General features: G+C 72.8%; 15 protein-coding genes. 7 read left to right on the top strand and 8 right to left on the bottom strand.

From position 1 onward, the window contains the following. The first annotated feature begins 4 nt into the window (after nucleotides 1–4). On the top strand, nucleotides 5–814 hold the full coding sequence (locus V3T34_RS04910; protein WP_060847658.1) for an MBL fold metallo-hydrolase: 810 nt from the start codon (nucleotides 5–7) through the stop codon (nucleotides 812–814). On the opposite strand, the gene V3T34_RS04905 is transcribed toward V3T34_RS04910, so the two are convergent. From V3T34_RS04905 to V3T34_RS04885, 5 genes are all read right to left on the bottom strand, one after another. After that, the gene (locus tag V3T34_RS04905; protein ID WP_091888561.1) at nucleotides 781–1,146 is read right to left on the bottom strand and encodes a cupin domain-containing protein; all 366 of its coding nucleotides are present in this window, start codon (nucleotides 1,144–1,146) and stop codon (nucleotides 781–783) included. The two genes, V3T34_RS04910 and V3T34_RS04905, sit on opposite strands and share 34 nt — an antisense overlap. Continuing rightward, nucleotides 1,143–1,430 (bottom strand): type II toxin-antitoxin system RelE/ParE family toxin, encoded by a 288-nt coding sequence (locus V3T34_RS04900; RefSeq protein WP_305077820.1) that lies wholly within the window; start codon nucleotides 1,428–1,430, stop codon nucleotides 1,143–1,145. Before V3T34_RS04900 ends, V3T34_RS04905 begins: the two co-directional genes overlap by 4 nt. After that, entirely contained in the window at nucleotides 1,427–1,654 is a 228-nt protein-coding gene (locus tag V3T34_RS04895; protein ID WP_305077819.1) for a hypothetical protein, read from the bottom strand. Before V3T34_RS04895 ends, V3T34_RS04900 begins: the two co-directional genes overlap by 4 nt. A 306-nt stretch (nucleotides 1,655–1,960) precedes the next feature. Beyond that, nucleotides 1,961–3,082 (bottom strand): carboxylate-amine ligase, encoded by a 1,122-nt coding sequence (locus tag V3T34_RS04890; RefSeq protein WP_091888559.1) that lies wholly within the window; start codon nucleotides 3,080–3,082, stop codon nucleotides 1,961–1,963. A 77-nt stretch (nucleotides 3,083–3,159) separates the two neighbouring features. Next, a complete protein-coding gene (locus tag V3T34_RS04885; protein ID WP_305077818.1) occupies nucleotides 3,160–3,591 on the bottom strand; it encodes an RNA polymerase sigma factor region1.1 domain-containing protein in 432 nt (143 codons plus the stop codon). 171 nt (nucleotides 3,592–3,762) lie between these two features. Here V3T34_RS04885 and V3T34_RS04880 point away from each other — a divergent pair, with 171 nt between their 5' ends. From V3T34_RS04880 to V3T34_RS04860, 5 genes are all read left to right on the top strand, one after another. Then, nucleotides 3,763–5,160: a cytochrome P450 gene (locus V3T34_RS04880; protein WP_091888555.1), complete on the top strand. Its 1,398-nt coding sequence runs from the start codon at nucleotides 3,763–3,765 to the stop codon at nucleotides 5,158–5,160. A 536-nt stretch (nucleotides 5,161–5,696) separates the two neighbouring features. Continuing rightward, complete coding sequence (locus V3T34_RS04875) at nucleotides 5,697–6,623, top strand: carbohydrate ABC transporter permease (protein ID WP_305077817.1); 927 nt, start codon at nucleotides 5,697–5,699, stop codon at nucleotides 6,621–6,623. Then, nucleotides 6,620–7,468, top strand: coding sequence for a carbohydrate ABC transporter permease (locus tag V3T34_RS04870; protein WP_305077816.1), 849 nt, complete (start codon nucleotides 6,620–6,622; stop codon nucleotides 7,466–7,468). The genes V3T34_RS04875 and V3T34_RS04870 overlap by 4 nt, the downstream gene beginning before the upstream one ends. Before the next feature lie 14 nt (nucleotides 7,469–7,482). Then, the gene (locus tag V3T34_RS04865) at nucleotides 7,483–8,811 is read left to right on the top strand and encodes an ABC transporter substrate-binding protein (RefSeq protein WP_305077815.1); all 1,329 of its coding nucleotides are present in this window, start codon (nucleotides 7,483–7,485) and stop codon (nucleotides 8,809–8,811) included. An 85-nt stretch (nucleotides 8,812–8,896) separates the two neighbouring features. Then, a complete protein-coding gene (locus V3T34_RS04860) occupies nucleotides 8,897–9,724 on the top strand; it encodes a phosphodiesterase (protein WP_305077814.1) in 828 nt (275 codons plus the stop codon). Between the two features lie 241 nt (nucleotides 9,725–9,965). Here V3T34_RS04860 and V3T34_RS04855 read toward each other — a convergent pair whose 3' ends face one another. Both V3T34_RS04855 and V3T34_RS04850 read right to left on the bottom strand, forming a co-directional pair. Then, a complete protein-coding gene (locus V3T34_RS04855) occupies nucleotides 9,966–10,631 on the bottom strand; it encodes a 3-oxoacid CoA-transferase subunit B (RefSeq protein ID WP_060847650.1) in 666 nt (221 codons plus the stop codon). 21 nt (nucleotides 10,632–10,652) lie between these two features. Continuing rightward, the gene (locus tag V3T34_RS04850) at nucleotides 10,653–11,408 is read right to left on the bottom strand and encodes a CoA transferase subunit A (RefSeq protein ID WP_060847649.1); all 756 of its coding nucleotides are present in this window, start codon (nucleotides 11,406–11,408) and stop codon (nucleotides 10,653–10,655) included. Nucleotides 11,409–11,723: 315 nt separating this feature from the next. On the opposite strand from V3T34_RS04850, the gene V3T34_RS04845 reads away from it, so the two are divergent. Beyond that, the gene (locus V3T34_RS04845; RefSeq protein WP_331369105.1) at nucleotides 11,724–13,589 is read left to right on the top strand and encodes an AsmA family protein; all 1,866 of its coding nucleotides are present in this window, start codon (nucleotides 11,724–11,726) and stop codon (nucleotides 13,587–13,589) included. A gap of 19 nt (nucleotides 13,590–13,608) precedes the next feature. Here V3T34_RS04845 and V3T34_RS04840 read toward each other — a convergent pair whose 3' ends face one another. Then, nucleotides 13,609–14,379: an NAD-dependent deacylase gene (locus tag V3T34_RS04840; RefSeq protein ID WP_305077812.1), complete on the bottom strand. Its 771-nt coding sequence runs from the start codon at nucleotides 14,377–14,379 to the stop codon at nucleotides 13,609–13,611. Between the last annotated feature and the right edge of the window lie 31 nt (nucleotides 14,380–14,410).

The following is a 14,410-nucleotide window of genomic DNA, read 5'->3' as shown; positions in this document are numbered from 1 at the left end:
CCGCATGCCGACCCTGACCCTTCGCATCCTGGGCTGCGGCTCCTCGGGCGGCGTGCCGCGGGTCGGCTACGGCTGGGGCGCCTGCGACCCGGCGGAGCCCAAGAACCGGCGCCGGCGCTGCTCGCTCCTGGTCGAGCGACGGGAGGCCGGCGACGAGGCGACGACCGTGCTGGTCGACACCTCGCCGGACCTGCGCGAGCAGCTCCTCGACGCCGCGGTGGCGCGCCTCGACGGGATCCTGTTCACCCATTCCCACGCCGACCACACCCACGGCATCGACGACGTGCGCCCGCTGGTGATCCACATGCGCCGGCGCATCCCGGTCCACGCCGACGCCACGACCTCCGACCTGCTGCGCGCCCGCTTCGCGTATTGCTTCACGTCCCGGGAGGGCAGCCTCTACCCGCCGATCCTCGACCTGCACGCGCTCGAGGCCGGCGCGCCGGTGACCGTCGAGGGCCCGGGCGGGCCGGTGACCGCCACGGCCTTCGTCATGGAGCACGGGCCCGAGGAGAAGGCGCTCGGCTTCCGCTTCGCCGACGCGGCCTACGCGCCGGACGTCAGCACGATGCCGGACGCCGCCAAGGCACGGTTGCGCAACCTCGATCTCCTGATCGTCGACGCCTTGCGCGATTCGCCCCATCCGACCCATTTCTCGGTCTCGGACGCCCTGGCGCTGATCGAGGAGGTGGCGCCGCGCCGCGCCGTCCTGACCAACCTCCACACCGACCTCGACTACGAGACCTTGCGCCGGCGCCTGCCGCCCGGGGTGGTCCCGGCCTATGACGGGCTCTCGCTCGCGGTCGACGGCTGATCGGCCGGCCGGAGGTGGACCGCGAGCCAGACGGTCGCCTCGTCGGGGCTCGTCCACTCGACCCGGTGGCGCAGGCGGGCCGGGATCGTCAGGTGGTCGCCGGGTCCGAGCCGCCGCGGCGCCGGCTCGCCGTGCAGGTGCAGGCCGGCGCTTCCCGAGAGCAGCACGACCCACTCGTCCCAGGGCTGGTCGTACCAGAAGCCCGGCGGGCTCGCCTGGCCGGTGGAGACGATCCGCTCGACGCGGCCATGCGGGGCCTGCGCCAGGACGTCGGTCGTCTCGTCGGATTGCGGCGCGGCGGGCAGGCCGGCGAAGAGGTTGGCGGTCGTCATGCGGGTCGTCGTGGCGTGTTCGGCATCGTGGCGGGGTCGCGAGCGCCGTGCCGGATGCCGACTACGACGATCTCGTTCTCGGTCGCGACGTAGAAGATCAGGTAGGGGCTCGCCAAGGTCCTGCGCATGGGACGGAGAGCGGTCGGTGGTCCGCTGCCGGGCTGTTCGAGCAAGCGCTCAATCGCCGCCTGGATGCGGTGGGCGCCGTACGGGGATTTCTCGGCGATCCCGTCCAGTATCCGTTCGAGTTCGTCCGCCGCCTCGGGCGTGTAGCGCAACTTCACAGGCCGTGCTTCGCCCAGATGGCTCGTATCCGCTCGTCGCTCGCGAATTCGCCCCGGGCGGCCTGCGCCAGGGACTTGGCGAACGACGCCTTTTCCCCGGGGTCGAGAACGACGAGCCCCGGCTCGTCGTCGAGGACGGCCAGCATGACGCGGGCGACATCGTCCTGTGCCTCGGGCGAGAGGGTGCGGACGCGTTCGATGGCGTGTTCCAGGAGTTCGGTCATGGTGGCATCGTGCATCTGATTCGGGTCGGCATGAAGGGAAACCGGGCGTGTCCCGATCGGGCGTCCCGGCCTGCTGATCCCGGCCAAGTTCCATAAGATACATTATGCGATTCACGGCGGGGGGTGGGATCCAGGACCACGTCGCGCTGTCGGCGGTGGTCCGCTCCGGGCGTGAGCGGCCCGAGGCGGTCGGGTGATCTCCGAAGCGGGCGTGGCCGCGATCGGCCGCCTGCAGAACGGAACCGCGACAGCACCGTCCGCCGCCGCGGGCTTTCGTCGGCGCCGCGGCGGGGACGCGCCCCCGCCCTACGCCGCCCGCCCCTCGGTCTCCCGTGCCAGCGCGTCCACCACCGCGGCGATTCCCGAACCGTCGCTCCTGCCCGCCGCCGCGTAGGCCGCGCGCTGGCGGTCGGCGCTGGTGCCGTCGCGGGCGATGCGGCGGGCGTCGTCGAGGGCGTCCTCGCACCCGAGCGCCGCCGCGTCCTCGGCGACGAGCGAGAGGATTTCCTCGATCGCCTCGCCGAACGGCACGGCGCGGCCGGCCCCGGGGTCGATCAGGGCGGCGCGCACGCCGTCGCGCTGGGCCCGCCACAGGTTCTCGCGGATCACCGCCCGGGCGACCCCGTCGAGGGCGGCATTCAGGTCCGGCCGGCGCTCGGCGGCGCGCACGAGGCAGCGGTACAGGCTCGCGATCGCCACCGCGTCCTCGACCCGCGTGCAGCTGTCGGCGATGCGCAACTCGAGCGTCGGGTAGCGGATCGAGGGCCGCAGGTGCCACCACAGGAAGCTCGCATCCTCGATCGCCCCGGCAGCTTTCATCACCGACACGAAGCGCTCGAACTCCGCCGTGCTCGCGAACGGGTCCGGCAGCCCGGTGCGGGGCATCTCGCCGAACACGCTGAGGCGGTAGCCGGCAAGGCCGGTGTCGCGCCCCTCCCAGAACGGCGAGGAGACCGAGAGCGCCAGCAGCGCCGGCAGGAACGGCAGCAGCCGGTTCATCAGGTCGACCCGGTCGTCGGGCCGCGCCACCTCGACGTGGACGTGCATGCCGCTCACCAGCGTGCGCCGCCCGATCATCCGCACCGCGTCGAGGATGCCGTCGTAGCGCGCCCCGTCGGTCGGGGATTGCGCGTCCCAGGCCGCGCCCGGATGGGTGCCGGCGCCGAAGACCAGGATCCCGTGCGCCCGCCCGATCTCGGCGAGGCCGCGGCGCAGGGCCGACAGGCCGCTGCGCGCCTCCGCGGGCGTGGTGGCGGGCGGCGTCGCGATCTCGATCTGGCTCTGCAGCAGCTCGCGCTCGGCCGCCGGCAGCAGCGCCTTGGCGGCGGCGTGGAACCCCTGGACGCCCTGGCCCGGCGTGCCCCGGGTGGCGGCGTCCGCCAGGAAGAATTCCTCCTCGATGCCGAAGCGGTAGGCGGGGCCGGTCATGCGCGCGGAATCCTTGGTCGAGGGAGGGCGGGATATAGCGGCCACGCGGCGGCCGACCACGCCGGCCGGCCGCGCCCTCAGCCGCGCAGGGCCCACAGCGTCAGGACGAGGACGGCGAGCGCGAGGGCGGCGAGCCCCGCCAGGATCACCGCCCGGTGCGCGCCGCCACGGGCGGGCGGCGGCGACACCCGGTCCGGGGCAGATGTCGTCGCGGCTGTGGCTGCGGCGGGCGGCGGTTCCACCACGGGTGCGGCGGGGGCCGGTACCGGCGGCTCGGGCAGCCGGATCGCGCCGGCGGGCAACGGCGTTCCGCCGCCCTGCAGCAGGATCTCGTCGGGATCGACCGCGATCCCGGCCTCCTCCAGCTCGATCAGCACCAGCGCGATGTCCTCGGCGCTCATCCGGTCGACCGGCAGGGCCCGGCGCAGGTCGTCGGGGGTGAGTTCGCCCCGGCTGCGGCCCAGCGCGATCAGGCGGTCGAGGGTGGTCCTGTCGAAGGCGGCCTGCATCGGCGGATCTCCGGTCCGGCGGGCCCAGGTTCTCCCGTGACCGTGGCACCGCGCGCAATGTGCCAACGCGCACCGGCCGGGATGCGTTTCCCGGTCACGCTCGCGCCCAGAAGCGGGTAGACAACCTCCGGGCTCCCGGTGCCCGTCGGGACCACCGAACCCAGGCGAGCCATGAACGCGCATCCGTCCCACGTCCGTCCGGCCCCCGAGGGGGCCCGGCCGGTCCTCGCCCGGATCACGCCGCCGGCCCAGCCGCTCGGGCCGTGGCGCTTCCTGAGCACCGTGGTGCGCAACCCCCTCGAGGCCTGGCCGGAGACGATCTACCGCGAGCCGGTCTACACCTCGACCGTCCTGGGCAATTCCAGCCTGTTCGTGATGGCGCCGAACCTGATCCGCCGGGTGATGGTGGACGACGCCGACGCCTTCGAAAAGTCGGAGGTCCTGCGCCGCGCCCTCTCGCCGGCGCTCGGCGACGCGATCCTGACCGCCGACGGCGCGCGCTGGCGCTGGCAGCGCCGGGCGGCGGCGCCGATCTTCCGGGCCGAGCGCATCCGCAGCTTCGTGCCGGCGATGATCGCGGCGGCCGAGCGCACCCGCGACGCCCTCGCGGCCGATCCGGGCGCCGAGGTCGACCTCGCCCAGACGATGATGCGCACCACCTTCGAGATCATCGTCGAGACCATGCTGCCGGGCGCCGGCGGGATCGACGCGGCCCGGGTCGAGCGCGGCATCACCGACTACCTCGAATCGACCAGCTGGGTCGTCGCCCTCACGCTGCTGCGGGCGCCGGCCTGGCTGCCGTTCCCGGGTCGCGCCAAGGCCGAGCGGGCCAAGACCTACCTGCGCGACGAGCTGCTGCGCCTCGCCGCCGAGGGGCGCCGCACCGGCACCGAGGGGCGCAACGACCTCCTGAGCCTCTTGCTCGCCGCCCGCGACCCGGAGACCGGGCAGGCGATGGACGACCGCGACGTCGCCGACAACCTGCTCACCTTCGTGACCGCCGGGCACGAGACCACGGCGCTCGCCCTCACCTGGGCGCTCTACCTGCTCTCCCACCACCCGGAGAGCGAGGCGCTGATCGCCGCCGAGGTCGAGGCGGCGACCGCCGGCGGGCCGCTCGCGCCCGAGCACGTCGACGCCCTCCCCTACACCCGCCAGGTGATCCTGGAGGCGATGCGGCTCTACCCGCCGGTGCCGGTGGTGGTGCGGGCCGCATTGCGCGACGTCGACCTCGACGGGATACCGGTGCGTGCCGGCACGCCGATCACGATCCCGATCTACGCCGTGCACCGCCACGCGGCGCTGTGGGACGAGCCGGAGCGCTTCGACCCCGCCCGCTTCGCCCCCGAGGCCGCCAAGGCCCGCGACCGCTACGCCTACCTGCCCTTCGCCGCCGGCCCGCGCATCTGCATCGGCATGGGGTTCGCGCTGTCCGAGGCGGTGGCGATCCTGGCGGTGCTGGTCCGCTCGCTCCGCTTCTCGCTCCGGCCCGGCTACCTGCCGGTGCTCAAGCAGCGCATCACCCTGCGGCCCTCCGAGGGCATGCCGATGCGGGTGAGCCGGCGCTGACGCGCCGAACTCCGGTCGTCCGACCTTCCTCGTCATCCCGGAGGCCGCCGAAGGCGGAAATCCGGGATCCATATCCGCCGCCGCTTCGAAACGAAGCGGTGCGCGTTCTGCCCGAGCCCGTCGGATATCCGCCGGACGGAAAGGCGCGACCGAAGGGCATCGGCATCTCCCGGGGACGGTCCGGTCCGCCCGATCCGGCACGATGATGCGCCCCCTCCTCTCTCCTGCCGATCGTCCCCGTCGGCGTCGACAGGCCCGGCTCCACCGGACTCTCAAGTTACGTAACGTGATATCCGTCATGCGGGAGCGATTCGGCAAGATCTTGCATGTCGGATCGCGGCGGACGCCAGCAAGGGTTGTCGTTGATCCGGCGATTGCCACCGCGTGCCATTGTCGAAAATCCGTCTGAAACGGCCATGGGGCCGGGATCGTGGCGGCGGGAGCGCCGGAAACACGGTCGAGGGCGGATCGAATTTCATTCGCCTGTCACGAAACCGCCCGATGACGCGCCGGTCACGACATCTCCGGCGGACCCTTTGACCCACGTCCTCGATACGATTCCGGCCGTTCCGACCGCCGTGCCCGCCGCGGCCCGGCAGCCCCGGGCCGGCCTCCTCCTGCCGCTGGCGCTGCTGAGCCCCTCCCTCGTCTTCCTCGCCCTGTTCACCTACTGGCCGGTGGTCGAGGTTTTGTGGGACGCCACCCACGCGGTAACGCGGCGTGGCACCCGCTTCGTGGGCCTGGACAACTTCGCCGCCCTCTTCGCCGACCCGACCTTCCAGCGTGCGCTCCTCAACAACGCGCTCTACGCGGTCGGCACGGTGGTGCCGAGCCTGGTCCTGGCGCTCGCCTTCGCGCTGGCGCTCAACGGCGCCGGCCGGGTGCGGGCCCTGATGCGGGCCTTGTTCTTCCTGCCGGTGATGATCCCGCTGGTGGCGGCGGCCGCGCTCTTCCTGTTCCTGTTCCTGCCCGGCATCGGGCTGATCGACTACCACCTCGCCCGGCTCGGGCTCCCCGGCGCCAACTGGCTCGGCGATCCCGATCTCGCGCTCGCCGCCATCACGGTGCTCACCGTGTGGAAGAACGCCGGCTACTACATGCTGTTCATCCTGGCCGGCCTGCAGGCGATCCCCGACGAGGCCAAGGAAGCCGCGCTCCTCGACGGCGCCGGGCCGTGGCAGCGCCTGCGCTTCGTGACCCTGCCGGCGCTCCGCCCGACCTTCGCCTTCGTCGGGGTGATCGCGCTCCTGAACGCCGTGACGCAGGTCGACCACGTCTTCGTCCTGACCAAGGGCGGTCCCTCGGACGCGACGAAGCTCCTCCTGTTCTACATCTACGAGCAGGCCGCCGAGCGCTACGATGCCGGCCGCGCCGCCGCCGCGACCGTGGTGACCCTGGGCCTGCTCGCCGCCCTCACCACCCTGTCGCTCGCCCGCGGCCAGGGCCCGGAGGCGGCCCGATGACCGCCAAGGTTCAATCCGGCCCGGTGACCCGCGAGGTCACCCCGCAGATCGCCCGCCTCGTCGTCGCCGGCCTCGCGCTCGTCTGGGCGGTGCCGTTCTGGTGGATGCTGGTGGCGGCGTTCCGGCCGGCGGGATCGGGGGCGGATGCCTCGCTCCTGCCCTCGCTGGCGCCGACGCTGGCCAACTTCGCCGAGGCCTGGGCTTCGGCCGACTTCCCGCTCTACTTCCTCAACTCGCTCGCGATCTGCGCCGGCATCCTGGTCGTGCAGCTCGTCACGGCGTCGCTTGCCGGCTACGTCTTCGCACGCCTCGAATTCCCCGGCCGCGGCATCCTGTTCGCCCTGTTCCTGGTCCAGCTGATGCTGGTGCCGGTGGTGCTGCTGGTGCCGAACCTGAAGACGGTCGCGGCTCTGGGCCTCTACGACACCCTGCCGGGCGTCATGGCGCCCTACTTCGCCACCGCCTTCGGCACCTTCCTGATGCGCCAGAGCTTCCGCGAGGTGCCGCGCGAGCTGGAAGACGCCGCGATGATCGACGGGGCCGGCTGGTGGGCCCGCATCCGCCTCATCTACCTGCCGCTGACGAAGCCCGCCCTCGTCGCCTTCTCGATCGTCTCGGTCACCAGCCACTGGAACGAGTTCCTGTGGCCGCTGATGGTCATCAACTCCCCCGACAGGCGGCCCCTGACCCTCGGTCTCGCGAGCTTCACGCTCAGCGCCGAGGGGATGCAGGCCTGGGGGCTGATCGCGGCCGGCACCTTCCTGGTCAGCCTGCCGCTGCTCGCCGCCTTCCTGATCTTCCAGCGCCGGTTCGTGAACAGCTTCCTCGCCTCCGGCATCAAGTAAAGAGGACCGACAAGATGATTTCCTGGTGGAAGGGCGCCGCCCTCGCCCTCGTGGCGGCGGCCGGCCTCGCGGCGCCGCAGCCTGCGTTCGCGACCGACATCGAGCTGTTCTTCCCCGTTCCGGTGGACGGTGCGCTCGCCCGCAACATGTCGGGGCTCATCAAGGAGTTCAACGACTCCCACCCCGACATCAAGGCGGTCCCGGTCTTCACCGGGTCCTACGACGACACGCTCCTGAAGACCCGCGCGGCGATCAAGGCCGGCAAGCCGCCGGCTGCCGTCATCATGTCGGCGAACTTCCTCACCGACCTGTCGATCGAGCGCGAGATCGCCCCGATGGACGACCTGATCGCCAAGGATGGCAAGAGCCAGGACGCCTTCACCGGCCAGTTCTTCCCGGCGCTGCTGCCCAACGCCGTCATCGACCGCAAGGTCTACGGCGTGCCGTTCCACAACTCGACGCCGCTCCTCTACATCAACGCCGACCACTTCAAGGAGGTCGGCCTCGACCCCGACAAGCCGCCGCGGACCTGGGCCGAGCTCGCCGACGCCGCCCGCAAGCTGACCAGGCGCGAGGGCGACCGCACCACCCGCTGGGGCCTGATGATGCCCTCGAACTACGATTACGGCGGCTGGATCCTCGAAGCCCTGACGATGTCGAACGGCGGGCGCTACTACAACGAGGAGTATGGCGGCGAGGTCTATTACGACACCCCGACGATGCTCGGCGCCCTCACCTTCTGGTCGGACCTCGTGCACAAGGCCAAGGTGCACCCGGCCGGCGAGCAGAAGGGCCCGGCGGTGACCGGCGCGTTCCTGGCCGGCCAGGCCTCGATGATGATCATCTCGACCGGCTCGCTCACCTTCATTCGCGACACCGCCAAGTTCCCGTTCAAGGTCGCCTTCGTGCCGATGAACGTGCGCCAGGCGGTGCCGATCGGCGGCGCCTCGCTGGTGCAGCCGACCGGCCTCTCGCCCGAGAAGCGCGCCGCCGGCTGGACCCTGATCCAGTGGCTGACCTCGCCCGAGAAGTCGGGCTGGTGGAGCCGCGCCACGGGCTACTTCGCCCCCAACAAGGCCGCCTACGACCTGCCGGAGATGAAGGCCTTCCTCGACAAGAACCCCGACGCCAAGATCGCCGTCGACCAGCTCGCCAACGCCAAGCCGTGGTTTGCCACCTACCGCACCGTGCCGGTGCGCAAGGCGATCGAGGACGAGCTGCAGGCCGTGCTCTCCGGCAAGCGCCAGCCGAAGGAGGCGCTCGCCGCCGCCCAGAAGGCCGCCGACGCCCTGATGCGCCCCTACGTCGAGGACACCGCGCTCCGCCTGCCGGGCGCCGAGTGATCGCCTCGCGCTGAAACGCATCCCCCCTGTCCCGGGCGCATCCGGGACGGGGCCTCGTTGCCCCCGATTGCCGGACCCGAGTCCCATGCTCATCGCCCAGATCACCGACCTGCACGTGCGCCCCCACGGGCTGCCGGCCTACCGGGTCTCCGAGACCAACAAGATGGTCGCCCGCGCGGTGGCCCAGCTCCTCGCCCTCGAGCCCCGGCCGGATCTCGTGCTGATCTCCGGCGACCTGACCGATTGCGGCCTGGCGGAAGAATACGAGGAGCTGCGCGGCCTCCTCGCCCGCCTGCCGATGCCGGTCTACGTCATCCCCGGCAACCACGACCGGCGCGAGACCATGCGCGAGGTCCTGCCGGCGGCCTGGATGCCCGGCGCGACGGACGGCTTCATCCAATATACGGTCGAGGATCACCCGGTCCGCCTGATCGCCCTCGACACGCTGGTGGCGGGCGCGAGCCACGGCGCGCTCTGCACCGAGCGCCTCGGCTTCCTCGAACGGGCGCTCGCCGGCGGCGACGGCCGCCCGACCCTGGTGTTCATGCACCACCCGCCCTTCGAGTGCGGCCTCGTCCACATGGACGAGATCCGGCTCCTCGACGGCGAGGCGTCGTTCCGGCGGCTGATCGCCGGTGAGACCTCGATCGAGCGGATCCTGTGCGGCCACCACCACCGGCCGATCGTGACCCGCTATGCCGGCACGATCGCGCAGATCGCCCCGAGCGTGACGCACCAGGTCGCCTTCGATCTAGACCCGGCGCACGCGGGCGCCCTGGTCTTCGAGCCGCCGGCCTATCTGCTCCACCGCTACACCCCGGAGAGCGGGATCGTCAGTCACATGGTCTATGTCGAGAGTTTCGATGGGCCGTACCCGTTCGTGCTGGATGCGGCGTATCCGGGGCAGCACTGATCCAAGCCTGCCCGGCTACCTCGTCGACGCAGCTGACAGTTGCCATCGTCGTCCCGGGGCCGCGCAGCGGAACCCGGGATCCATAACCGCTGAGATGCAGATGAAGCAGGACGGACGCCGCCTCATTCTCGAAGGTCGGCGGTTATGGATCCCGGGTTCTCGCCTGCGGCGAGCCCCGGGATGACTCAGTGACGTGTCGACGGTGTCGTTCGATCTGCCTGCTCGTGCAGGCAGGCCGTCCTCAGCCGTTCTTCAGCGCCACCCGGTACTGGCCCTGCGTCTTCGCCCGCACCTCGTCCTCGGTGACGCCGTCGGCGAGTTCCACCAGGCTCATGCCGCCGTCACCCTTCTTGTCGATGGTGAAGACGCCGAGATCGGTGATCACCATGTCGACGACGTGGGTGCCGGTGAGCGGCAGGTCGCAGGCCTCGAGCAGCTTCGGCGATTCCGAGCCGTCCTTGGCCTTGGCGACGTGCTCCATCACCACGACGACCTTCTTGACGCCGGCGACGAGGTCCATCGCGCCGCCCATCCCCTTCACCATCTTGCCGGGGATCATCCAGTTGGCGAGGTCGCCGTTCTGGGCCACCTGCATCGCGCCGAGGATCGACAGGTCGATGTGCCCGCCGCGGATCATCCCGAAGGAATCGGCCGACGAGAAGTAGCTCGTGGTCGGCAGCTCGGTGATGGTCTGCTTGCCGGCGTTGATGAGGTCGGGATCCTCCTCGCCCTCGTAGGGGAACGGGCCCATGCCCAGCATCCCGTTCTCGGACTGGAGCTGCACCGACATGCCATCGGGGATGTAGTTCGACACCAGCGTCGGGATGCCGATGCCGAGGTTGACGTAGAAGCCGTCCTCGAGCTCGCGGGCGGCGCGGGCCGCCATCTGGTCGCGGGTCCAAGCCATGGTGGTCTCCTCTCTCGCTCGTCAGATGGCGCCGCCGCCCGTGGGGGCGGGCGCGGGCTCGGCGTTGGGGGCGGCCTCGGCACGCTTGCGGGTGGTGCGCTGCTCAATGCGCTTCTCCGCGTTCGGGACGTGGATCATCCGCTTCACGAACACGCCGGGCGTGATGATGTGGTCCGGGTCGATCTCGCCGGGGCGCACCAGGTGCTCGACCTGCGCGATGGTCATGCGCGAGGCCGACGCCATCATCGGGTTGAAGTTGCGGGCGGTCTTCCGGTAGACGAGGTTGCCCTCGTGGTCGCCCTTCCAGGCGTGGACCAGCGAGACGTCGGCGAACAGGCCGCGCTCCATCACGTAGGTCTCGCCGTCGAACTCCCGGGTTTCCTTGCCCTCGGCGATCAGGGTGCCGACGCCGGTCTTGGTGAAGAAAGCCGGGACGCCGGCGCCGCCGGCACGGATGCGCTCGGCCAGCGTGCCCTGCGGGTTGAACTCGATCTCGAGCTCGCCGGCGAGGTACTGCTTGGCGAAGGTCTTGTTCTCGCCGACATAGGACGAGATCATCTTCTTGATCTGGCGCGTCTCGAGCAGCACGCCGAGGCCGACGCCGTCGATGCCGGCATTGTTCGAGATGACCGTGAGGTCCTTGGCGCCGCTCTCGCGCACCGCGTCGATGAGGACGTCGGGAATGCCGCACAGGCCGAAGCCGCCGGCCATGATCGTCATGCCGTCCCGCAGGACGCCCGCCAGGGCGGCGGTGGCGTCGGGGTATACCTTCTTCATCCCTCGTTTCCCCAATCCATTCTGGTGCCGCCGGGGCTCGGATGCCCTCGTTCCCGCACGGATGCGGCGCCTCGCCGCCCTGTGTAGCACCGTTGCGGCGCCGCACCACCGGGCGGTGCCGGGAAAATGGTCCGCTCCGGCGGGGCCGGGGGCGGCGCGCCGGCCCGGGGAGACAAGACGCGCACGAGGGATTATACCGGGGCCGTCAAAGGGAAGTTTTGGGATGGCGCCCGCCGCCGGCAGGTCCGAGGGACCGCAGGCGGCGGCGGCCCGGGGGGGCATCGTCTTCTCGTCCACGCCGGCAGCCGGAGAGCGATGTCGCGCCGAACCATCCTGGCCCTGAGCGGCGCCGCCACGGCGGCCCTCGCGCTCACGGCCGCCTCCCTGCCCTGGACGATCGCGGCGCCGCGGGCGGTCGCCTTCGCCGAGCGAGACCTCGCGCGGCGCTACGGCCTCGGCCTCTCGGCCGCCGGGCCCGCCACCCTGACCCTGCTGCCGGCCCCGTCCCTCAGCTTCTCCCGGGCGCGGCTGCGCCGGGGCGACCACGACCTCGTCGAGAGCGCCGGCCTGCAGGTGCAGCTCGGCCTCGCCGGGCTCCTCGCCGGCCGGGCCGAGGTCACCGGCCTCGTCCTCGACCGGGCCCGGATCGCCCTGCCGGACGACGCGGCGGTCGACTGGGCCGAGCCGGCCGCGCGGCTGGCCGCCCGCGTCGCCGCCGGGCGCGGCCGCCACCTGCGCCGCCTCGTCCTCGTCGACGCCACGCTCTCCGGACGCGATCCCCGCACCGGCAGCCGCGAGACGGTCACCGGCCTGAACCTGGTGGCGAGCTGGCCGCGCCCGAGCGCCGGGCTCGACCTCTCGGCCGCCTTCACCTGGCGCGGCGTGCCGGCGACGCTCACCGTGTCGGGCCTGCGCCCGCCCGCGCTCGCGGCCGGCGCCGAGACCCCGCTCACCGCCGCCCTGACCTGGGTCGCCGGCCCCGGCATCGACGGACCCTCCGCGGAGGGCAGCGCCGAGATCGAGGGCAGCCTGGTCTGGGCCGGGACGACCGCCGCGAATTCTCCCGCCGCGAATGTCCCTGCCAACGAGGCGTCCGCGGGCCCCGCCACGGACGGCCCGCGCCTGTCCGGCCAGGGCCGGTTCACCACCCCGGCCCTGGCCCGCACCCTGGCCTGGCTCGGGGTCGAGCCCGGTCCCGCCGCGCTCGCCGGCCCGGTCGGCGTCGAGGGGCGCTTCACGGCTCGTCCGGGCGGCGTCGAATGGCCCGAGATCCGGGTGCGGTTCGGCGACAACCGGCTCGAGGGAGCCGGCGCCCTCGCCCTGGCGCGGGGGCGGTTGTCCGTCAGCGGCACCCTGGCGGCCGAGAGGCTCGACCTGTCGGGTCTCCTGCCCGACGTCGAGCCCGGCGGCGGCTGGAGCCGGGCGCCCCTCGGCCTCGACGCCCTCACCCGGGGCGACCTCGACCTGCGGCTCTCCGCGGCCTCCGCCCGCCTCGGGTCCCTGGAGGCGCAGGACGTCGCCGCCGGCCTCCTGGTGCGCGACGGCACCGTCGAGGCGACGCTCGGGCGCGCCACCGTGCAGGGCGGCACCGTCAAGGGGCGGGCGGCTTTGGCCGCCCTGCCCTCCGGCCTCGACGCCCGCCTCCAGGGCAGCGCCGACCGGGTCGACCTCGGCGGCCTGTTCGCCGATCTCGGCTGGCCGCGCTGGATCCTCGGCCGCGGCCAGGGCTCGGCGGTGCTCGACACGGCCGGATCGAGCCTCGCCGACCTCGTCGGCCGCCTCGGCGGGCGCGCCGTCGCCACGGTGGAGGGCGGCGAGATCCTCGGCCTCAACCTCGCCGACCTCGCCCAGCGGCCCGATTCCACCGCCGTCGCCCGGCGCCGGGGCGGCCGCACCCATTTCGAGCGCGCCCGGGTCAGCCTGACGGTGGCCGACGGGGTCGCCGAGATCGGCCAGGGCCAGGTCCGCGGCGGGGGGCTGACGGCGACCCTCGGCGGCCGGGTCTTCCTGGCCGAGCGCCGCCTCGGCGCCGAGGCGAGGATCGAGCCCGGGCCCGACGGGCGGCCCGCCGGGCACTTCGCCATCGAGGGCCCCTGGCTGCGGCCGGTGCTGCGGCCGCTCGCGGCGCGGCCGCTCCCGGCCCTGTCCCTGCCGGCGGCCGCCAGCGCCTACGCGCCCTGACCTTCCGCCCGGAGGAAGATCACGCCTCCCGTCCGCCGTGCCGGTCCCGGCCCGGCCCGTCTCCGCCCGGTAGATCTTCGTCGAGAAGCTCCGCGACGAAGTCCGGGACCGCCCGGGTGGCCGGGCCGTAGGTGGCCTCGTCGAACAGGCCGGCGGTGTCGGAGGGCGCGAGGTTGATCTCCCGGGTCGGGATCCCGGCGGCCCGGGCCTGCGCCACGAAGCCCGCCGCCGGATAGACCGCCCCGGAGGTGCCGATGGCGACGAACAGGTCGGCCGCCGCGAGGGCGTCGCCGATCGCGTCGAGGTGGAGCGGCACCTCGCCGAACCACACCACGTCCGGGCGCATCCCGCCCCGCCGCCCGCAGGCCGGGCAGGCGGTGTCGAGACCGAGATCCTCCGCCCAGGGCGCGGCCGCGCCGCAGGCGGTGCAGCGCACCCGCATCAGTTCGCCGTGCATGTGCACGACCGACCGCGAGCCGGCGCGCTCGTGCAGGTCGTCGACGTTCTGGGTGCACAGGAAGAGCCCGCCGCCGCGGGCGGCAAGGCCCACCTCCAGCCGCGCCAGCGCCGCGTGGGCGGCGTTGGGCGCGGCCTCCCGCACCCCCTGCCGGCGCAGGTTGTAGAAGGTGTGGACCTCCTCGGGCTCGCGGGCGAAGGCCTCGGGGGTGGCGAGCCGCATCGGGTCGAAGCGGCGCCACAGCCCGCCCGGATCCCGGAAGGTGCCGAGCCCGCTCTCGGCCGAGATCCCGGCTCCCGTGAGCACGAAGACGCGGGCGACCGGCCGGCTCACGCGCGGCCTCCCGCCGGGACACGGCACGACT

Source organism: Methylobacterium ajmalii, assembly GCF_036448855.1.
Classification (GTDB): Bacteria; Pseudomonadota; Alphaproteobacteria; order Rhizobiales; family Beijerinckiaceae; genus Methylobacterium; species Methylobacterium ajmalii.
This window is presented reverse-complemented; position numbering and strand designations above follow the sequence as displayed.